Annotated in this window: 17 protein-coding genes and 1 pseudogene; 12 read left to right on the top strand and 6 right to left on the bottom strand. The window is 53.1% G+C overall.

Annotated elements, in window-relative coordinates; all coding sequences use genetic code 11:
* The first annotated feature begins 22 nt into the window (after nucleotides 1-22).
* Both M1D91_RS06670 and M1D91_RS06665 read left to right on the top strand, forming a co-directional pair.
* On the top strand, nucleotides 23-673 hold the full coding sequence (locus M1D91_RS06670; protein ID WP_437430824.1) for a DsbA family protein: 651 nt from the start codon (nucleotides 23-25) through the stop codon (nucleotides 671-673).
* An 8-nt stretch (nucleotides 674-681) separates the two neighbouring features.
* Nucleotides 682-1,533: a Vmh family MBL fold metallo-hydrolase gene (locus tag M1D91_RS06665; protein ID WP_437430823.1), complete on the top strand. Its 852-nt coding sequence runs from the start codon at nucleotides 682-684 to the stop codon at nucleotides 1,531-1,533.
* Nucleotides 1,534-2,340: 807 nt separating this feature from the next.
* Here M1D91_RS06665 and mtnA read toward each other — a convergent pair.
* The gene (gene mtnA / locus M1D91_RS06660) at nucleotides 2,341-3,360 is read right to left on the bottom strand and encodes an S-methyl-5-thioribose-1-phosphate isomerase (RefSeq protein ID WP_437434364.1); all 1,020 of its coding nucleotides are present in this window, start codon (nucleotides 3,358-3,360) and stop codon (nucleotides 2,341-2,343) included.
* A 106-nt stretch (nucleotides 3,361-3,466) separates the two neighbouring features.
* Between mtnA and mtnK the strand changes: the two genes are divergently transcribed.
* The 3 genes from mtnK (at nucleotide 3,467) to M1D91_RS06645 (ending at nucleotide 7,108) form a co-directional block, all read left to right on the top strand.
* Nucleotides 3,467-4,666 carry an S-methyl-5-thioribose kinase gene (gene mtnK, locus M1D91_RS06655; protein WP_437434365.1) on the top strand — a complete coding sequence of 400 codons (1,200 nt, stop codon included), beginning with the start codon at nucleotides 3,467-3,469 and terminating at the stop codon, nucleotides 4,664-4,666.
* A 332-nt stretch (nucleotides 4,667-4,998) separates the two neighbouring features.
* The gene (locus M1D91_RS06650) at nucleotides 4,999-6,132 is read left to right on the top strand and encodes a toxic anion resistance protein (RefSeq protein ID WP_437434366.1); all 1,134 of its coding nucleotides are present in this window, start codon (nucleotides 4,999-5,001) and stop codon (nucleotides 6,130-6,132) included.
* 13 nt (nucleotides 6,133-6,145) lie between these two features.
* Complete coding sequence (locus M1D91_RS06645; protein WP_437434367.1) at nucleotides 6,146-7,108, top strand: 5-bromo-4-chloroindolyl phosphate hydrolysis family protein; 963 nt, start codon at nucleotides 6,146-6,148, stop codon at nucleotides 7,106-7,108.
* Between the two features lie 47 nt (nucleotides 7,109-7,155).
* Here M1D91_RS06645 and M1D91_RS06640 read toward each other — a convergent pair whose 3' ends face one another.
* The 4 genes from M1D91_RS06640 to M1D91_RS06625 all read right to left on the bottom strand — a co-directional run bounded on the left by M1D91_RS06640 (nucleotide 7,156) and on the right by M1D91_RS06625 (nucleotide 12,226).
* A complete protein-coding gene (locus M1D91_RS06640) occupies nucleotides 7,156-8,400 on the bottom strand; it encodes an LVIVD repeat-containing protein (RefSeq protein WP_437434368.1) in 1,245 nt (414 codons plus the stop codon).
* A 248-nt stretch (nucleotides 8,401-8,648) separates the two neighbouring features.
* A complete protein-coding gene (locus tag M1D91_RS06635; RefSeq protein WP_437434369.1) occupies nucleotides 8,649-9,713 on the bottom strand; it encodes a sugar ABC transporter substrate-binding protein in 1,065 nt (354 codons plus the stop codon).
* An 18-nt stretch (nucleotides 9,714-9,731) separates the two neighbouring features.
* Complete coding sequence (locus M1D91_RS06630; protein ID WP_437434370.1) at nucleotides 9,732-10,727, bottom strand: ABC transporter permease; 996 nt, start codon at nucleotides 10,725-10,727, stop codon at nucleotides 9,732-9,734.
* On the bottom strand, nucleotides 10,724-12,226 hold the full coding sequence (locus M1D91_RS06625) for a sugar ABC transporter ATP-binding protein (protein ID WP_437434371.1): 1,503 nt from the start codon (nucleotides 12,224-12,226) through the stop codon (nucleotides 10,724-10,726). The genes M1D91_RS06630 and M1D91_RS06625 overlap by 4 nt, the downstream gene beginning before the upstream one ends.
* 160 nt (nucleotides 12,227-12,386) lie before the next feature.
* Between M1D91_RS06625 and M1D91_RS06620 the strand changes: the two genes are divergently transcribed.
* The 7 genes and pseudogenes from M1D91_RS06620 (at nucleotide 12,387) to M1D91_RS06590 (ending at nucleotide 17,903) form a co-directional block, all read left to right on the top strand.
* Nucleotides 12,387-13,475 carry an oxidoreductase gene (locus M1D91_RS06620; protein ID WP_437434372.1) on the top strand — a complete coding sequence of 363 codons (1,089 nt, stop codon included), beginning with the start codon at nucleotides 12,387-12,389 and terminating at the stop codon, nucleotides 13,473-13,475.
* A gap of 144 nt (nucleotides 13,476-13,619) precedes the next feature.
* Nucleotides 13,620-14,030, top strand: a complete 411-nt coding sequence (locus M1D91_RS06615; protein WP_437434373.1) for an ASCH domain-containing protein — start codon at nucleotides 13,620-13,622, stop codon at nucleotides 14,028-14,030.
* Nucleotides 14,031-14,347: 317 nt separating this feature from the next.
* On the top strand, nucleotides 14,348-14,560 hold the full coding sequence (locus M1D91_RS06610) for a class I SAM-dependent methyltransferase (protein WP_437434374.1): 213 nt from the start codon (nucleotides 14,348-14,350) through the stop codon (nucleotides 14,558-14,560).
* Nucleotides 14,561-14,581: 21 nt separating this feature from the next.
* Nucleotides 14,582-14,809: pseudogene (locus M1D91_RS06605) on the top strand (transposase); the annotation flags it as partial.
* 204 nt (nucleotides 14,810-15,013) lie between these two features.
* Entirely contained in the window at nucleotides 15,014-15,355 is a 342-nt protein-coding gene (locus tag M1D91_RS06600) for a BPSL0067 family protein (protein WP_437434375.1), read from the top strand.
* Nucleotides 15,356-15,433: 78 nt separating this feature from the next.
* Nucleotides 15,434-15,802: an STY0301 family protein gene (locus M1D91_RS06595; protein WP_437434376.1), complete on the top strand. Its 369-nt coding sequence runs from the start codon at nucleotides 15,434-15,436 to the stop codon at nucleotides 15,800-15,802.
* Nucleotides 15,803-16,574: 772 nt separating this feature from the next.
* The gene (locus tag M1D91_RS06590; RefSeq protein WP_437434377.1) at nucleotides 16,575-17,903 is read left to right on the top strand and encodes a glycoside hydrolase family 28 protein; all 1,329 of its coding nucleotides are present in this window, start codon (nucleotides 16,575-16,577) and stop codon (nucleotides 17,901-17,903) included.
* 106 nt (nucleotides 17,904-18,009) lie between these two features.
* Here M1D91_RS06590 and M1D91_RS06585 read toward each other — a convergent pair whose 3' ends face one another.
* The gene (locus M1D91_RS06585; protein WP_437434378.1) at nucleotides 18,010-18,864 is read right to left on the bottom strand and encodes a LysR family transcriptional regulator; all 855 of its coding nucleotides are present in this window, start codon (nucleotides 18,862-18,864) and stop codon (nucleotides 18,010-18,012) included.
* Nucleotides 18,865-18,872 lie beyond the last annotated feature (8 nt).

Here is an 18,872-nt window from a genome sequence, read left to right as displayed (position 1 = left end):
TGACAACCCAACGAGTTTCATCATGGCATTGCAACCCGGCCTTTACTGGATAATCGACCCGCTTTGCGGCTGGAGCTACGGCGCACTGCCTTTGCTCAACCGGGTGGCGCAGGACTTCACGCAACAGCACATCTTACCAGGCGGACTGTTTGTCGGCAGCCAGCGCAGAAAGCTCGATGACAACTGGCTCGCGCACGTTCATGAACATGATGCGCGCATTGCCTCACTCACCGGCATGCCTTTTGGCAGCGATTACCGCACCCAATTGCTGGCAAACAGCGAGATTGTGCTGGATTCCCTGCCATCATCCCGTGGGCTTCTCGCCGTGCAGCGTTTTGCGCCTGACGGTAGCGACCTCGTGTTTCTGAACGCCATCCAGCATGCGTGGTATGAACATGGGCGGGATGTCACCCGCATTGATGTGGTTAATAGGGTGATGAGTCAGGTTATTGCGTCAGGGGCAGCACTCGGGCAAATCCCGGAAAATGAAGCGCTGGCTGCCATTCAGCATGCCCGCATGTTGATGGCGCAAACGGGCGGACAGGGCTTCCCCACCGCCGTATTTATTGATAATGACGGGCAGCACAGACTCCTGCCTGTTTCACGCTACTACGGGCAACCGGCGGCTTTCTTTGGCCTGGTTAAACCGCTTCTCTCTTCACTTAGCCGTTAAGGAACACCATGAACGTAAAATCCGCAGCCCTGATACTCTCACTGGCCGCTGCCCCGGCGTTTGCCGCACCGCTGCAACTGGATGTATACAACCCACAAGATAAAGGGATTTTCCCGGTCTCCTCTACGCTGGTTTCCGGGCCAAAAGAAGCCGTGTTGTTTGATGCGCAGTTCAGCGTGAAAGATGGCGAGGAACTGGTGAAGCTCATCAAAAAGCGTGGCAGGACGCTCAAAGAGATTGTGATTACCTCCGGCGACCCGGATTTCTATTTCGGCCTGGAGCCGCTGGTCAAAGCCTTCCCGCAGGCAAAAGTGGTGGCCTCATCAGCCGTTGTCGACCATATCAAGGCGACTAAAGAGGCCAAACTGGCTTTCTGGAGTCCGCAGATGAAAGAGGGTGCGCCGTCCAAAATCATCGTTCCACAGGTGGCCACCACGACGCACTTTACCGTCGACGGCGAAGCGCTGGAGCTGAAACACGCGGGTGATTATGCCGCTTATGTCTGGATCCCGGCGAACAAAGCGATTCTGGGCGGGACGGCCATTGCGTCGGGAATGCATGTCTGGACGGCTGACACGCAGACGCCTGAAGTCCGCCAGGGCTGGATGAACGTACTGCGTGAGATGCAGGCGTTAAAACCGCAGCAGGTGATTCCGGGACACTACCTGGGTGAACGCCTGGCAGGCGACGCAGCGATTACCTTTACCTATGATTATCTGAAAACCTTTGAGCAGGCGCTGGCTGAAAAGAAAAGTTCGGCGGCGGTCATTGAAACCATGAAAGCGGCGTACCCACAACTGGCGGATGAGAGTTCACTGGAGCTGAGTGCCAAAGTGAACACCGGCGAGATGAAGTGGTAAGACCGTTGAGGGCGCTGTCGCTTTAGCGCCGTCTGCCCCACCCTCACCCCTGCCCTCTCCCTGAGGGAGAGGGAGAAAGGCAGGCCACCGCACGCTGCATCAGCTCCCACACCTCTTTGGGAGAGACACAACGGTTTCAGGCCGCTCGATCGACTCCCTCGCCGCTTTGGTGGAAGCACACAGACCTCAGGCCGCTCGGTCAGTCCCCTCGCCCCTTTGGGGAGAGGGTCAGGGTGAGGGGAAACATGCGGCTCCTGTGGTCATTCCGTTCACCTTATGTTCCTTGCTTCTCTTTAGCGTCAGAACCCGTGAACGTGCCAGGGTGGTTCACCGCCACCACCCTGGCGACCCGGGCTCCCGGCAAGGAAAATCGCCGCTTCGCGGCATTATTCGCCCCATCCCTGGGGCTCACCCTTTCAGGGCTAGCGCAGGCGCTATTCAAAATCGCTCCCGGCAATTTTGTCGTCTTATGTCGTCTGACTATCGGGTCGGGGACCAGCCTGCATCCCTGCAGGCTATCCCCTCCGCCCGCTTCCCTGCGGGCGGCCCCGGTCAGCCGTCAACGCCTCATCGATTTTCAGCCGGACCCTGTCATCGCGGTGACGGTTTAATTCTCATTTCGCCGTGGTATCGCTGTAGAACGTCATATTACTGGGGATCTCTCAGCCCTGAGGGGGAGGGAGAAAGGCAGGCCACCGCACCCTGCATCGGCTCTCACATCTCTTCAGGAGAGACACAGGCCTCAAGCCGCTCGGTCGGTCCCCTCGCCCCTTTGGGGAGAGGGTCAGGGTGAGGGGCAATCACCACTCAGCGCCTGAAAAACCCGGCACTGACCTGCTCCGGCGTCACCACGCCGCTGTCGAGTACCCAGCCGCTGATGAGGGCAGCAGGCGTCACGTCAAACGCCGGGTTATAAACCCGTGCATTTTCCGGTGCCCACTGCACGGCACCAAAGCTCCCGGCTACACCCGTCACTTCACTCGCAGCACGCTGCTCGATAGGGATCGCCTCACCGTTCGGGCAGTTCGGGTCAAGCGTGGTCTGCGGTGCGGCTACGTAGAATGGAATGCCGTGGAATTTTGCCAGCACTGCCAGTGAATAGGTGCCAATTTTATTGGCAACGTCGCCGTTAGCAGCAATCCTGTCTGCCCCGACCCAGATCGCATCCACCTGCCCTTTCGCCATCAGGCTGGCGGCCATTGAATCGGTAATTAACTGATAAGGCACGCCGAGCTCACCCAGCTCCCAGGCCGTTAATCGCCCGCCCTGCAACAACGGACGCGTCTCATCCACCCAGACATTCGCCACCTTGCCCTGCTGATGGGCAAGCGCAATCACCCCCAGCGCAGTACCAACACCCGCCGTCGCCAGCCCGCCGGTATTACAGTGCGTTAACAGGCGGCTGCCCGGTTTCACAAGGGCACTGCCCGCCTGCGCGATGCTGTCGCACAAGGCTTTATCTTCTTCAATCAGGCGCAACGCCTCTGCCACCAGCGCGGGGACGAAGTTCTCCTGCGCAAGCGCCAGCTTCATGCGGTCAAGGTTGTTCATTAGATTGACCGCCGTCGGGCGCGACGCACGCAGAGTCTCCAGCGACTGCGCCAGGGTGTCACGGTCTTCGCCATTCTCCGCGAGCAGGGCCAGTAGCAGGCTGGCAGAGAGGCCAATCAACGGCGCGCCCCGCACGCGAAGCGCATGAATATGCTCTACCAGCAGGGCGACAGAATCCGCGGGCAGCCAGCGTTTTTCCTGCGGCAGGGCCTGCTGGTCAAGAATAAAAAGTTGGTTATCAACAACCCGCAGGCTGGTGGTCTGTAATGTCTGCATTGCGTTAAATCCCTGTTGCGTTGTTGTATCGTATTGTGTCAGGATGAATTCCAGATGTATAGACGTCTGAATGGCTTTATTAGCATAAGAACAAGAGGATCTGGCAATGTCGCAATACCGTACCTTCAATGCCCAGGATGCTGTGGCATACGCACAACAATTTGGTGGTCTGGACAATCCGTCCGAACTGGTTGAAGCGCAGGAGGTCGGCGACGGGAACCTGAACCTGGTGTTCAAAATTTTCGACGCCAGGGGTGTAAGCCGCATTATCGTTAAGCAGGCGCTGCCCTATGTGCGCTGCGTGGGCGAGTCCTGGCCGCTGACGCTGGATCGCGCACGCCTGGAAGCGCAGACCCTGGTGGAGCACTACAAACACGCGCCGGAGCATACGGTCAATATTCTCCATTACGACCCGGCGCTGGCGGTGATGGTAATGGAAGATCTCTCCGATCATCGCATCTGGCGCGGGGAGCTGATTAAAAACGTCTACTATCCACAGGCGGCACGCCAGCTTGGTGAGTACCTGGCGCACACCCTTTTCCATACCAGCGATTTTTACCTGCACCCGCATGTCAAAAAAGCCCAGGTGGCGCAGTTTATTAACCCGGAAATGTGTGAGATCACTGAAGATCTGTTCTTCAACGATCCTTATCAAATTCACGAGCGCAATAACTACCCCGCCGAGCTCGAAGCTGACGTTGATGCGCTGCGTCAGGATACCCAACTGCAGCTGGCGGTCGCCTCGCTGAAGCACCGTTTCTTCTCCCATGCTGAAGCCCTGCTGCACGGCGATATCCACAGCGGCTCCATTTTTGTCGCCGAAGGCAGCCTGAAGGCCATCGACGCCGAGTTTGGTTACTTTGGCCCCATCGGTTTTGATATCGGGACCGCCATCGGTAACCTGCTGCTGAACTACTGCGGTGTGCCGGGTCACCTGGGCATCCGCGATGCCGCCGCCGCCCGTGAGCAGCGTCTTACAGATATTCAGCAACTCTGGGCAACCTTCGCGGAACGTTTCCAGACACTGGCCCGCGAGAAAACCCAGGACGCCGCGCTGAATGCGCCGGGCTATGCTTCTGAGTTTCTCAGGAAAGTCTGGGCCGATGCGGTGGGCTTCTGCGGCACCGAGCTGATTCGCCGCATCGTGGGACTGTCGCATGTGGCGGATATCGACACCATTGCCGATGACGACATGCGTCATGCGTGCCAGCGCCATGCCATTGCGCTCGGTAAGGTGCTGATTGTGATTGCTCCACGCATTGATAGCGTGGAGGAGCTGGTGGCGAGAGTACGTCAGTATAGTTGAGTGTTTCGTAGCAAAGAATTGACGTTATAAACCCCCCTTTGCTTTTATACCCTAAGCAAAGGGGTAATCTAATAAACGTTAACCCAGTCATTATTTCGTTGGACTCACACCGAAATGGATTTCCTGCTGAGTCTCATCCGTTTTTTGATTTATATTACCCAGAACCATTCCTTTACCTTCCATCTGAGTGTATTTCATTGTTAGCAATGATGATTGTGCGGCAAAGAAAAATATTGCCTTGCTATCAATATACACGCCGCTACACTTTCAACAAATATTCGATTACCCTATCCATTAATTTTTAAAAAACAGTATAACGGAAGGTACAAATCATGATTTCAAGGAATGAAACCAGTAACAATAATTCATCAGATGTATTAATTACGACTACCAAAACAGAAAATATCACTCTGAATGAAAGCGAAGAAAAAGAGATCGAATCTCTGTTAGACCAAATTAACTTTAGCGATCCGACCCTTTCCTTGTCATGGGGTGTAAAAGCAATGGCAGGTATTGCAAACTTCTCTGACACATTGATGCAACATGTTCGAGCAAAAGATGCTGGCGCTATCGGTGAGCAATTGACTGATTTACTTCTTCACATTAAACGCATAGAACCTACTGCCTTCAATAATAAAAAAAGTGTGCTAACCAGAATACCACTAATTGGTCATCTATTCGAAAGCGTGCATCGCGTAATTTTAGATTATCAGACTCTCTCACAGCATGTTGAAATTATTGTCGCGCAACTCGAACAAGCAAAATTAGCCCTACTACGAGATATATCATTTCTTGAGGAACTATTCATTCATAACAGTGACTACCTTATCCAAATAAACAGATATATTGTTGCTGGGAAGAAAAAGCTATCGTTAGTAAAAGAAAATGAATTACCAGCGGCACAACAGAAAGTGCAATTGACTGGTGACGCTTCAGATGCGCAATATGTAACTGACCTGGTAGAAAGAATTAATCGTTTCGAACGCAGGATTCATGATCTCTTACTCTCCAGGACCATCGCTATCCAGACTGCACCTCAAATACGTATCATACAGAACAACGACCGTTCGCTGGTGGAGAAAATTCAAAGTAGCATACTTTCAACCATTCCAGTATGGAAAAGCCAAATTGTCCTGGCTGTTGCGCTCAATACCCAACAAAACGCAGTGCATTTACAAAAAGATATTTCCAACGCAACCAACGAAATGCTCAGAAAAAATGCACAGTTGCTTAATTCAGGCAGTGTCGAAATCGCCAGAGAGGTTGAACGTTCCGTTGTAGACATTGAAACACTGCGTGAAGTGCAGACCCAGCTAATAAATGCGATAGAGTCAACCGTTTCTATTGTAGATGAAGCTCGTGTTCAGCGTACTGCCGTCGAAAAAGAATTAGTTGTTATGGAACACAACCTCAAAGCGCGGTTGGCATCCATTGCCGGAAATCAACGCAATGCAAACCACATCTGAAGAGGAAGTAACGATGAAAACATTGAAAAATGTTTTTAATATACTCAAAAAGATTGTAAAACTCGGTGCATACGCATTCATTTCTTTTGCGGTAGCGCTGATCTATATCGTTGCAATATCAGATATGAGCGATAACACAAAGAAGCTAATTCTGACAAATGATGACATTCAGGCACTGATATTAATAATGTTATGGATTTCTTTCTTTGTTATTTTTTATGAAAAAAAGAAAATCCAACATATGTTTATCTCAAGCATAGCCGGTGCGATTTCTTTGTTTTTTGGAATGCTAATAATTATGCCACTTTGGATAGCACTAATGAATTCAATGCTGCTATCTTTCACTGAATTGCATCCAGACCATCAACATGATGCATGGACCATAACACGAATAACACTAATTATAATTTCTGTAACCTTATATAACTTTGCAGCATTACCTGAAATTTCCATTATCTACTATATTATTTTCTCAGTAATTTTCCTGCTCGAATTTGGCCGATTTATTGAAACAAAACCTAAATCAACGCCAACAAAGATTGATGCTAATGATAATGGCAAAACCGAAGATATCCTGGAAAGTAAAAGCATTAACTACACAAATCTTATCACCGAATTAAAATGTTCCAGCCAAAACATGGCACCATATTTAAGCACGAAAATCATTGAAATAGCAGTTTTGGCTAAAAATATTATGTGCGCCATTGAAGAAGATAAACGTGATGAAATACAAGGTAAAGCTTTTTTAAACCGATACCTTCCGTACTTAAATAAAATCATCCAAAACTATTTAAAAATCACAAAACAAAATCCCGAAGATGAAGTTGTAAATCAAGGAATGCTAGCCTCGTTAAATGCACTTGAATCCGCATTCAAAAAACAATATTTAAATCTACTGGAAAATGATGTGCAGGATTTAACAGTTGATCTCAATGTGCTTGACGCATTATTAAAAATGGATGGCTATAAAGAATAAATCTCACACCCTCCCGGCAGCATTCTTCTGCCGGGAGAGCGGTTTATTCACCCCAAATACTCAATCACCGACAAACCACCATTGTAATCCGTGCTGTAAATTATCCCCTGCGCATCGACAAACACATCACAGGACTGAATCACCTGCGTACGGCCCGGCCGCGTATCCATCATTTTTTCCGGTGCCGCAGGCACCAGCGCACCGGTTTCCACCGGACGATACGGATTGGAAATATCATAGGCACGCACACCAGCATTCTGATAGGTGGCAAAAATCAGCGTTGAACTGACAAAACTCCCCGGACGGTTTTCATGCAGATTGTGCGGCCCGAAGTGCGCTCCTTTTGCCACATAATCACTCTCATCCGGCTGTGGGAAGGTGGAGATACTCACTGGATTTGACGGCTCGCGGATATCGAACAGCCAGATCAGCTTCTCGCCATCCTCCTGGTTATCCAGTACCGCTTCATCAAGCACCACCAGCAGGTCGCGATCCGGCAACGGCAGCGCGGTATGGGTGCCGCCGCCAAACGGCGGACTCCAGTTACGATGACTGATAAGCTTCGGCGCCGTTCTGTCTTTCACATCCAGCAGCGTCAGCCCGCCGTCACGCCAGCTCCCATAGGCGGTGTCGCCCGCAATAATCGCGTGGTGCAGCGCATAGCGTTTGCCTGTTTCCCAGTCCGGCGTTTCGCCTGCCGCCTGGTTCATGCCGGGTAGCCACCAGCGCCCCGCCACTTCAGGCTTACGAGGATCGGCCAGATCGATGGTCAGAAAAATGTAATCGCTAAAGCCGTCAATCAGCGCAGAGACATAGGCCCAGCGCCCGCCTACGTACCAGATGCGGTGAATACCAATGCCGCTGAGCGACAGGAAGCTGATTTCACGCGGTTTGTCCGGCGTGGAGATATCAAAAATACGCAGCCCGGCGCTCCAGCCTCTGTCCTCTACGTCGCTGACCGTCTCACCGACCGAGCGGGTGTAGTAGACCTTCTCATCGGCAAAACGGGCATCGGCGAACAGATCGCGGGCGTTGATCACCAGCAGGAGATCGTCATGCGCCTGTAAATGCACGTTCCAGGTGCCGGGCGGTGCCGGAACGAAACCAGCCGGTCTGGGATTTTTGGGATCACGCACGTCGACGATGGAGAAGCCCTGAGAGACCATGTGACCGATGTAGGCAAAGCCACGGTGGACCATCAGTTGTACGCCATCCGGGCGTCCGCCCTGGTCGCTATGACCAATGAGCCGCATGTTGCGGCTGTATTCCGGGCGTGGGAGTTCTGTTGCCATAAGTATTCCTTTTAAGCGGGGGGGCGGTTTGTTGCCCTCACCCCGACCCTCTCCCACGGGGAGAGGGAGAAAAACGCATTCACACCGCCCACGGAGAGAGGAGAAAAACGCATTCACACCGCCCACCGCGAGAGGAGCAAAACGCATTCACACCGCCCACCGCGAGAGGAGCAAAACGCATTCACACCGCCCACGGGGAAAGAGAAAAGCAAGCCGCCCTCCCACGGGGAGAGCGAGAAAAGCATCCGTTACTTCGCTTTGGCTTCGAGAGTGGCGAACCACGGGGCGATAAAGTCTTCGGTCTGGCCCCAGCCTGGAATAATTTTCGCCAGTGATGCCACGTTCACCGCGCCGGGTTGAGCCGCCAGCAGCGCCTGCGGAATGGCAGCCGCTTTGAAGTCATAGGTTGCCGGTGTCGGTTCGCCCGCAATTTTGTTGGCGATTAGACGCACGTTGGTGGCGCCAATCAGCTTCGGATCGACTGCCACGCTCACTTTCCACGGGCTGTTGGATTCACGCATCAGTTGCAGGTCCTGGTTGGAGACGTCGATGCTGTAGAGTTTGATCTCAGTACGACCATTCTCCTTCAGCGCTTTGTAAGCGCCCTGGCTGAAGGCGTCCCAGGTACCCCAGATGGCATCAATCTGCCCTTTCGGATATTTCGCCAGCACCGCGCCCACTTTGTTGGCAGTGTCGCCCTGCACGTCAGACGAGACCGCACCGATGGACTCCAGCTCTTTAATGCCAGGGTACTCTTTTAGCAGCTCAGCATAAGCGGCCTGACGGCGCTCCATCGGCGGGAAACCGGCAACCCACAGTTTGATGATATTGGCTTTACCATTGAAATCCTTTGCCAGCGCGCCAAAGGAGAGTCTGGTGAGTGAGGCATCGTCCTGCTGAGTCACCGTCACGCCCGGAATCTCACCGCTTACAGCGGTATCAAAGACGGAAACTTTAATGCCTGCATCCACCGCTTTTTTGATCAGTGCCGTGGAGTACGGATCACGCCCCTGAGAGAGGATAATCCCGTCATATTTCTGGCTGATAGCCTGGTTGATAAAATCCTGGAACTTCGCATCATCACCGTTGCTGAGGAAGGTGCTCACCTTAAAACCGAGTTTTTTGCCCTCCTGCAACGCCCCGGAAACAAACTGAGTGGTGTTGTCATCGGAGCCGAGATTGCGGATAAGCGCAATGCGGATCGGCCCGTTATGGCTGGCGATGGCCTCCGGAACCGGTGCCGGTGTTGCCGCATAGCCCGGCAGCGCGCTCAGTAATCCCAGCGTCAGTAAAGAGAGTGCTATCTTTTTCATCTGTTATCCCCTGAATAATTAACGACGCTGGAAGTAAGTCAACGCAAGGGCACCGGCCAGCACCAGCCCCTTAATAATGTCCATGGCGTAATACGGAACCGAGAGCATCACCAGCCCGTTCGACAGCACACCGAGAATCACCGCGCCCACCAGCGTACCGAGCGCATTGGGCTTGCCGGAACCGGCCAGCGAGAAACCGATCCACGCCGCCGCGACCGCATCCATCAGATAGCCGCCACCGGCATTGACCTGAGACGAGCCGATGCGAGAGGCCAGCAGAATGCCGCCAAGACCGGCCAACAGGGAGGCAATCACATAGGCCGCCACCTTATAGCGGGTGGTACGAATGCCGGATAAACGCGCCGCTTCCGGGTTGCCGCCAATGGCGTACATGCGACGACCGTGGGTAGTCAGTGAAAGCGCGAGCTGCGCCACCACAGTGACCACCAGCATAATAATGACGATGACCGGTACCTGCCCGAGCAGGCCAAAGGCCTCCGGGATCACCCCTTCTGCCATCTCGCCGCTCGGCAGTACCATGTTCTGGGTGATGGACCCGCCGTAGCTGTAAGTCATCGCCACGCCCTGGATCACAAACAGGCTGCCGAGGGTGGCGAGCATGTCGGGAATGCGCAACACCACAATTAAAAAGGCGTTAAACAGCCCTACCAGCGTACAGAGCGCCAGCGTCACCAGGATGGCTTCGGTGGTGCCAAAGCCATGCCAGACGAAAAGTGAAATTACCAGCGCATTGGCGAGCGACGCGGTGGAACCGACCGACAGGTCAAAGCCGCCGATGGTCAGAGAGATAGATACCCCGACGGCAATCACCGTGACGATGGCAATAGAACGCAGGATATTGATGATGTTAAACGGGTCGAGGAAGTTATCTGACGCCAGGCCAAAGATAGCGACCAGCGCGACAACCGTCAGCAGCATGCCCCATTTATAAAGAAAATCGAAAAACTGCTGACGGGGTGACACCGCAGCCTTCACTGAAAGGGCTTTGCTCACGCTGCCGTTCCTCCGGTAGAAAAATAAAGTAAGGTCTCTTCGCGGGCCTCCTCGCCCTTCACTTCTGCCACAATGCGCCCGTCCCAGAGCACACAAATACGGTCACACAATCCCACCAGTTCAGAAAACTCCCCGGAGGCATAAATGACGCCTTTCCCTTCCCGCGCCAGCCCGTCAATCAGCTGAAACAGATCGGTTTTGGCTTTCACGTCCACCCCTTTGGCCGGCTCGTCAAAAATCACCACGTTAGCATTGCCACGCAACCATTTGCCGATCGCCACTTTCTGTTGGTTACCGCCGGAAAGACGACGTAAGGTTTGCCCGGGACCGGTGGTGCGCACGCCAACACGGGCAATCACCTCCTGCGCCCAGCGCCAGGCCTGACGATGGCCAAACAGGCTCCAGCGGGAGAAGGTGTGGTCGGCGCTGACCGCCAGATTCATGGCGACAGGCTCATCAATGAAGATGCCCTCTTTGCGCCGCTCCTCCGGCACCAGCGCCATGCCACGCGTCACCGAATCGGCCGGGTCACGCGGCCGCCACGGCTGACTGTTGAGTTCGCCGCGCGTCACTTTGCTTTTGCTGGCCCCAAACAGCGCTTTACACAGTTCGGTTTTCCCGGCTCCGGCAAGGCCCGCTATCCCCAGAATCTCCCCTTTGCGCAGGCGCAGAGAGATATCTTTCAGTAGCTGTTCATCGTGCAGGCCGTCAATGCTTAACAGCACCTCATCGCTGTGCGGCGGGCGACGCGGCGGGTAGATGTCACTCAGTTCATGACCGAGCATCCTCTCGACGATCTGCTCACCGCTGAGTTCCGCCATCGGGCCTGACTCAATCAGCTTGCCGTCACGCAGCACGGTCAGGGTGTCGCAGATGGCTTTCAGCTCATGGATGCGATGGGAGATAAACACCACGCCAATGCCCTGCTGTTGCAGGCGGCGCACCACGGTGAACAAGCGCTCACTCTCGTGCTTATCGAGCGGGGCGGTGGGTTCGTCCAGAATCAGAAAACGACAGTGGTGAGAGAGCGCCCGCGCCAGCAGAATTTGCTGTTTTTCCGCAAGCGAACAGGTATCGACAGAACGGCGCACATCGATGCTGACGTCCAGTTGGGCAAGCGCCTGCTGCGCAAGCTGGCGCATTTCGCCCCAGCGCCAGCGATGACCCGCCTCCGCCAGACGGTCGAGCATAATGTTTTCTGCTATCGACAGACCAGGGATAAGCGCCACGTCCACTTCCTGCTGGACCAGGTGAATGCCTGACTGTTTGGCATCGCGCGGGGTGCGAATATTCACAGGGACATTGTTGATGACTATCTCACCTTCGTAATGACCGTGCGTGCCGCACAGCACCGCCATTAGCGTCGATTTTCCCGCCCCGTTAGCGCCTGTCAGGGCATGCACCGAGCCGCCCCGGAGGGTGAAATCAACGTGCGATAACGCGCTGAAGCCGCCAAACGCGAGGCTGATGTTGCGCATGTCGAGGTGGTTTAGGCTCATCCGACGCGAGTTCCTGATAAATAAGTTTATTTGTTGAATTTTTCACAGCCTGCCTTGACTGGCAACGACGGAAAAGGCATAAGATAAAGCAAAATAATATTAGCCATCCGGATGTCCAGACATAACATCTGGATAGCGATAGTACACAAGGACACAACAAATGAGCAACACTAATATTCGCGTCGTTCCCGGCCCGGCCAACTATTTCTCCCACGCGGGCAGTCTGGCGCATCTGCATGATTTCTATAGCCCCCAGGCGCTGTCGCGTGCGGTGTGGATTTATGGCGAGCGCGCCATCGAAGGGGCGCGCCCGTTCCTGCCGGAGAGCTTTAACGCACCAGGCGCGAAGCATCTGTTGTTCAAAGGCCATTGCAGCGAGCACGATGTGGCGGAGCTGGCGCAGTTGTCCGGTGACGATCGCACGGTGGTGATTGGCGTGGGCGGTGGTGCGCTGCTCGATACCGCCAAAGCGGTGGCGCGCCGTTTAGGTCTGCCGGTGGTGGCGATTCCGACTATCGCCGCAACCTGCGCTGCCTGGACGCCGCTATCGGTCTGGTACAACGATGCCGGTCAGGCGCTGCATTTTGAAATCTTTGACGATGCCAATTTCCTGGTGCTGGTTGAGCCGCGCATCATTCTGAATGCCCCGGCGGAGTACCTGCTCGCAGGGATCGGTGACACCCTGGCAAAGTGGTATGAAGCGGTGGTTCTGGCGCCTGAGCCTGAAAATCTGTCACTGACGGTACGCCTTGGGATTAACAACGCGCTGGCGATCCGCGATGTGCTGCTTGCCAGCAGCGAAGAGGCGCTGGCGGATCAGGCGCGTGGCGAGGTCACGCAGGCCTTTCAGGATGTGGTGGATGCGATTATCGCTGGCGGCGGTATGGTCGGCGGGCTGGGCGAACGTTACACCCGGGTTGCCGCGGCGCACGCCGTGCACAATGGTCTGACGGTGTTGCCGCAGACGGAGAAGTTCCTCCACGGCACTAAAGTGGCCTACGGCATTCTGGTGCAGAGCGCCCTGCTTGGACAGGACGAAGTGCTCGCACAGTTAGTGAACGCATACCAGCGCTTTAACCTGCCCACCACGCTGGCGGCGCTGGAGGTGGACATCAACAACCGCGACGAGCTGGACCGGGTGATAGCGCATACCTTGCGCCCGGTCGAGTCCATCCATTACCTGCCGGGTGAACTGAGTCCGGCGAGGCTGCGTGCGGCCTTTGAAAAAGTAGAATACTTCGCCCGTTAATCAGGCAGGCCACGGGGTCATGGCTGAACGCGCACTCCCGGAATGAGATACCAGGATGTAAGCAGCAATGTTAATGTCCGGTAAATCGATGCGCAAAACAGCTCCGGGATTGCGTTGTTAACAGGCGAATAAAAAGGTCTTCTGATGTGTGGGATTGATGGATTAAAAAAGAAGTATCCAGGCGCGAATGCCTGGCAAATGGGTGACAGTCAGGCACTGGCCAATGAACTCGCGGCCCTGGTTACAAGAGGGATGAAAACCGCCTCATGTGGATCTTTTGTCTCTTATCAGGAGGAAGAGTCCGCACCCCAAATTGGTAGCTATAACATCATCCTTGATGGTCAGGATGTACCTGTATGCGTTATCCGATTGGTTTCACTGCGACTGGTACGTTTTTGTGATGTTACTGCGGAATTTGCCCGCAAAGAGGGCGAAGGCGATTTAAGCCTCGAATACTGGCGGAAAGAGCATCAGCGTTTTTTTACCCGGGCGGGAGTGTTCTCTGATGATATGGAACTGATCGCCGAAGAATTTGAGGTGGTTGAGGTTCTGTGAATCTGACAGTGTTTTTTTGCCGCCTGAAAGCACAGAAACCGTTCCGACAACGCATAAAATTTACCCGCTCTCAGCGGGCAAAAATCTGCCTTTACTGGGGCTATAAAAAACGGGCTGAAGGCGCGCCCGCCGCGCTAAGCGGGCCTTCAGCGCCCCTGTCCACCTTGGGCCAGAAGCGGATTTTAATGCTATGAATTATGCTGATACATCGCTTCATCGGCTGTTCGGCCCCCTGTTATTGTGCAGGCATACTCCTTCTGAAAGGCTTGCTACATTGCATTAGCAAATGATGTCAGTTCAGAATGTTGGAAAGGAATATGACGAAAAAAGAAACTTTCAACGCAGTAATCTCTCTTTATGAAAGAAATGCTTCAGCTTTCGAAAGCATGCGGCCTGTCGATTTGTCTGAAAAACAATGGCTTGACTGGTTTGCAAGCTATCTGCCAGCAGGAGGACATATTCTGGACATTGGTTGCGGAAATGGGTCACTGAATCACCACGGGTTTAACAGACACCCCAGAGTCATTTAAGATGACGTGAGGAGAGTGCCCATTAGCGGTAAGCGTTACCCCGAAGAGTTTAAAATTGAAGCAGTCAAACAGGTTATTAATCGCGGTTATTCTGTTTCCAGCGTTGCAACACGTCTTGTTATCACCACCCACAGCCTTCATGCCTGGATAAAGAAGTACGGTCCGGATCCTAACACTAATAAAGAAAAGTCAGATGCTCAGGTCGGGATACGTCGTCTTCAGAAAGAGCTGAAGCGGGTTATCGACGAACTAGTGATTGCTGTACGAGTGTGTGCGCCAACGTCGTAGTGAGTTGCAAATTAGCAACGCGGTTAACTATGCGCCTTAGCCCTCTGGCCGCTGTCGTCATTTCTGATTCGGCAGGAGAATAAATTTCGACGCAGACCAGGCATAATCTTAATCGGATACTTTCACTCATTCCCCGCTTGTCTGTAATCTGGCATGTAAAAGAATATGGACGCACTAATCCACAGTGAAACAAAGGAAATGGCTTACATAGCGGAAACCCCACGGGCTTATATCGGGCAATCTGTTGGCAGTGGACAGTGTGTGGCATTTACTCAAAAGGCAGCCAATATGCCGCGAACGGCGGCATGGCGACGCGGCGCTCTGGTTAAAGGAAATAGATTGATTGCCCCCGGCACAGCAATAGCAACGTTTGATGTCGATGGTCGATACGGAAATCATACTGATGGCAGATCCCACGCAGCAATTTATCCTGGACAGGATAAAAATGGGATTCAGGTTCTGGATCAGTGGATGGACAGGGTACCGATAGACGAGGCGAAAAAATAATAACACCTCACTCTGTCAGTCAGCGAACTATCCGATTCACTCAGCAACTGCGTCCCGAAAACGTCGGAGGGAATTACTATGTCGTGGAGTAAAACATTAATTTCAGGTAGCGTGGCCTTGCTTTTTTCCAGTTCTGTTTTTGCCGAAAAAGTAAGCTGCCCGCCTGTTTTAAAAGAAGGTAACAAAACACACCGGATGAATTTAGTTGATGTTTTCGTCGGGCCGCCAGAAGAAAGGGCTTCACTATTACCGGATACGGATGAAGAAATGGTATGGACACTTCAGGACTCACAGGATGATGCGAAGGAGCATAACACGTCCGTATTTCTTGTTTGCCAGTATAAGGGAATACATAAAACTGCCACTGTAAAGGTACCCACAACAGCACAGAAATGCTCTGCGTGGTATGGAAACAGCAAAGAAGAGTTTTACGCCTCCTGCGAATAAACCCATCTTATTGCCAGATATCGCCCTGCCGGTGTTTCTGGCAATTTCTCTCCCACAGAAAAGAGAAACTCGTAAATTACATGGCCACCAGCAGCGCCATGAAGAAGGATTATCTCCGGGGGCGCAGGCTTGCTCCATCGATTTTCCGGAGCGGTCATGCGCTGGCAGTGACACGCCTTTTCGGCGAGCGTTCCGGCCACGCGGCAACGTAGCTGCCGGCATTCAGTTCATGGCCCTGCTGACGGGCCACTTCAATCACTACTGATTAGATATCTACTATGCTTTTCCCCCTATACCTGATACGCGTGACCTGCTCCCCATTTATTAACACGCATCATCAACTAGGGGATAAATTACGAACTTCCGTTACCCGCTCACAGCAGCTCTTGCAGCACCTGTGCCCGCTCCGTGCCAAAAACGAACATTTTTCAATTTATACAATAAGTACGGTCGGAGAGGGTGCAGGGGCGGCAACGGTCCCCGATATATAATATCCATACAAGAATTATCTGATAATAGAGATAATTGATATTACTCAATGGCTTATTATTCGCTGCCTCACATTTTTTGATGGTTGGGCACTTTATGATTCTGAATCTTCAGGGTGTGCTGTTGAACAAATCGTCACGTTAGTGGATTTCGCCACTCCCACCAAAATTTTTTGACAGACAATTTACTGGTTCCTGCTGTCACCTGCGGTGAAAAGCTGCTCAACGGTCCGTCAACCTGCACCTTGAATTTTCTAATGTCTGACTAATAACTATGAGGCCTTATGAATAAATCTCTGCTGGCATTATTCTGCTGTGGTGCCATGACATCTTTCGCTGCGCAGGCTGCGCCAACATCTTGTATTCCTGAATCTTTTGGTGGTAAAGGCGATGCCAGAACCCTCAATACGCACGCTATCCAACAGGCAATTCAACAATGCAGCGAACGCGGCGGCGGCACGGTAAGGCTCTCCCCGGGCGTATGGCTCAGCGGCCCATTGCAGCTAAAGAGCAACATCACACTCCAGATCGATAAAGGCGCCACACTGAAAGCGAACAACCAGGAAGGCAAGTTTGTGCAGGCCTTTATAGGCCACCCGGCACGGGCGAACGAAGCCTTTATTTTTGCCAGTGACGTGCACAATGTTGCGATAACAGGCGGGGGTACGCTGGATGGTGATGGAGAAAAGACCTGGTGGCCGGAGGCACTGAAAATCCGGGCCGAAGTACGCAGCGGTAACCCCAAAGCCTTTACGGATCGTTTCCCTGGCATTCCACTGGCAAATGGCGCGCCTCGCCCGTGGTTTGTTGAATTTAATAACGTTACCGGCGGCAAGATTGAACAACTTCATCTGACGAACTCGCCAATGTGGAACATAGTTATCCGCAACAGCGCCGATATTGAAGTGCATGAAGTCAGTATTAATAACCCGACCACCTCGCCAAATACTGACGGTATGGATATTGTCTCGTCACGCAATGTGACTGTCTCGAAGATGGATATCCACACGGGGGATGACAACATTGCTATCAAATCTGGCCTGGTGCCGGGGACTGCTGCACCTTCTAAAGATATTACCGTGCGTGATTCTGTCATGCGCGACGGTCACGGCATATCGGTTGGCAGTGAAACCGCCAACGGTATTGGCCGCGTGACGGTCAGTAATGTCACCTTTATCAATACCGAAAACGGGGTGCGAATTAAATCCGCACGGGATCGTGGCAACACCATCGGTCCGCTGGTCGCCGAAAATCTGACGATGACGAATGTCGCCACACCGATTCTGGTGACCAACAGCTACAGTGGTCAGTCCGGCGCCAAAGGCAACACGCTCATTTCCGCGCTCGATAACGCGCAAGTTACGGCGACAACGCCTAAAATCAGCGGCGTCAATATTTCGAATCTCACCGCCACGAATGCGGATCACGCCATGATTTTTAGCGGCTTACCGGAATCTGCAGTGCAAGACGTCTCGCTTCATCATATTGATATTGAGGCGAAATATGGCGTGCAGGCACGCTATGTGAACGGGAAAGGAGAAGCAGTACGGATCAAAACCCAGCAGGGTCCCGTGCTGGAACAAGGCCCGCAAGCGGCGCTAAAATTTAACTGACCGCCAGCCCGGAGAGCGTTGTGCCTCCGGGTATTTTTCGCCCATAGCGCACCTGACAGTCTTACCGCTCTGTATCTGCATTGCACCTGCACGCCAATACCCCCCCTTACAGACGGAATGACTGCTGCATTGCACGGGCCAGTAACTCCACGGCTTCGTTCCCACCAGATGCGGCGCTGCGTATGAATATGATGTTATGATCCGGAATGACTGGCATCCCTTCCAGAATCTGCATACGTCGGGACACTTTTGCACGATCTATCAGGCTAACCGCTAACCCTGCCTCGACACACGCATGCACCGCCTGACTGGAGTGGCTCTCAAGTACAATGCGCGCACGCCGACCTGTTGCTTTAAGTGTTTCAGTAATGGCCTCGCGGTAGATGCATGGGGCTGAATAAACGGCCAGAGGCAATGGATCGTTAAGCGTCATGTCTGTACTTACTGAACTAACCCAGACTGGTGTAGTTGACATCAAAACATGCATGTCCCGGCTGGTTTCTTCTTTATGCTGAACGATAACGGCGGCATCTAAATTACCGCGCTCAACCCACTCTCTGAGTACATAACTCGTTCCCATTTTAAGCTCCAGCACCACGTTCGGCCAGGCCGCGGTAAATGTCGGCAATATCTCTCTGATGACTTGAGCTGCGTATTCGTCAGGAACGCCCAGCATGATCCGCCCCGCCAGATCGGGGCCATGAAGATCAGCCAACACCTGATCGTGTTGACGTAAGAGTTCGGCAGTCGCGCCTAACAGCCGTGTACCCAACACCGTAAGGCTAACGGACTGATTATCGCGATTAAGCAACCTGCCGCCAGCCACCGTTTCAAGGCGCTGGATGTGCACGCTCACCGCCGCCGGGCTTTTATGCAGGTGCCTCGCTGCCGCGCTGAATTTGCCGATTCGCACCACGGCATGAAAAGTGCGCAACAGATCGATATCAAGAATGGCGGTCATAATTCAAT

This window comes from Enterobacter sp. SA197 (assembly GCF_054131575.1).
Note: the sequence above shows the minus strand (reverse complement) of the source record. Positions and strands in the feature narration are given on the sequence as shown.

What these genes read in the sequence shown, in the direction of transcription:
- M1D91_RS06670 (WP_437430824.1), top strand. Translation starts at nt 23, where the DNA reads ATGGCATTGCAACCCGGCCTTTACTGGATAATCGACCCGCTTTGCGGC.
- M1D91_RS06665 (WP_437430823.1), top strand. Translation starts at nt 682, where the DNA reads ATGAACGTAAAATCCGCAGCCCTGATACTCTCACTGGCCGCTGCCCCG.
- mtnA (WP_437434364.1), bottom strand. Translation starts at nt 3,360, where the DNA reads ATGCAGACATTACAGACCACCAGCCTGCGGGTTGTTGATAACCAACTT.
- mtnK (WP_437434365.1), top strand. Translation starts at nt 3,467, where the DNA reads ATGTCGCAATACCGTACCTTCAATGCCCAGGATGCTGTGGCATACGCA.
- M1D91_RS06650 (WP_437434366.1), top strand. Translation starts at nt 4,999, where the DNA reads ATGATTTCAAGGAATGAAACCAGTAACAATAATTCATCAGATGTATTA.
- M1D91_RS06645 (WP_437434367.1), top strand. Translation starts at nt 6,146, where the DNA reads ATGAAAACATTGAAAAATGTTTTTAATATACTCAAAAAGATTGTAAAA.
- M1D91_RS06640 (WP_437434368.1), bottom strand. Translation starts at nt 8,400, where the DNA reads ATGGCAACAGAACTCCCACGCCCGGAATACAGCCGCAACATGCGGCTC.
- M1D91_RS06635 (WP_437434369.1), bottom strand. Translation starts at nt 9,713, where the DNA reads ATGAAAAAGATAGCACTCTCTTTACTGACGCTGGGATTACTGAGCGCG.
- M1D91_RS06625 (WP_437434371.1), bottom strand. Translation starts at nt 12,226, where the DNA reads ATGAGCCTAAACCACCTCGACATGCGCAACATCAGCCTCGCGTTTGGC.
- M1D91_RS06620 (WP_437434372.1), top strand. Translation starts at nt 12,387, where the DNA reads ATGAGCAACACTAATATTCGCGTCGTTCCCGGCCCGGCCAACTATTTC.
- M1D91_RS06615 (WP_437434373.1), top strand. Translation starts at nt 13,620, where the DNA reads ATGTGTGGGATTGATGGATTAAAAAAGAAGTATCCAGGCGCGAATGCC.
- M1D91_RS06610 (WP_437434374.1), top strand. Translation starts at nt 14,348, where the DNA reads ATGACGAAAAAAGAAACTTTCAACGCAGTAATCTCTCTTTATGAAAGA.
- M1D91_RS06600 (WP_437434375.1), top strand. Translation starts at nt 15,014, where the DNA reads ATGGACGCACTAATCCACAGTGAAACAAAGGAAATGGCTTACATAGCG.
- M1D91_RS06595 (WP_437434376.1), top strand. Translation starts at nt 15,434, where the DNA reads ATGTCGTGGAGTAAAACATTAATTTCAGGTAGCGTGGCCTTGCTTTTT.
- M1D91_RS06590 (WP_437434377.1), top strand. Translation starts at nt 16,575, where the DNA reads ATGAATAAATCTCTGCTGGCATTATTCTGCTGTGGTGCCATGACATCT.
- M1D91_RS06585 (WP_437434378.1), bottom strand. Translation starts at nt 18,864, where the DNA reads ATGACCGCCATTCTTGATATCGATCTGTTGCGCACTTTTCATGCCGTG.